1 pseudogene is annotated in these 522 nt (G+C 48.5%); it reads right to left on the bottom strand.

The features are described 5' to 3' along the window. A pseudogene (locus R7P74_RS29230) lies at nt 1–522 on the bottom strand (ammonium transporter); the annotation flags it as partial.

The raw sequence follows: 522 nt of genomic DNA, 5'->3' as shown, positions 1-522 counted from the left end.
TAGACCGAAGAAACCACAAACACCATGAACTGAAATTGCACCTACAGGATCGTCAATCTTCAGTTTATCGAGACCGATGATGCTAAATACCACTAGCGCACCCGATACCGCACCGATTGCTACAGCATACAAAGGTGATGGTGATAGTGGGTCTGCCGTGATAGCGACCAAACCAGCCAGCGCACCGTTAAGGATCATGGTTAAATCTGCTTTACCCCAAGTGGTTTTACACACAAACAATGCAGCAATCGAACCCGCAGCCGCAGCCGCGTTCGTGTTAAGGAAGATTTGACCAACCGCCGTTGCGTTTTCAAAGTCTGAAACCATCAATTGAGAACCGCCATTGAAGCCAAACCAGCCGAACCAAAGAATAAACGTACCCAGTGTTGCTAATGGCATGTTCGAACCAGGAATTGGGTAGATTTCACCGTTTTTACCGTATTTACCTTTACGAGCACCAAGCAGTAACACGCCAGCTAGCGCCGCAGACGCACCTGCCATATGAACAATACCTGAACCCGG

This window comes from Vibrio sp. 2033, from assembly GCF_033339735.1.
Note: the sequence above shows the minus strand (reverse complement) of the source record. Positions and strands in the feature narration are given on the sequence as shown.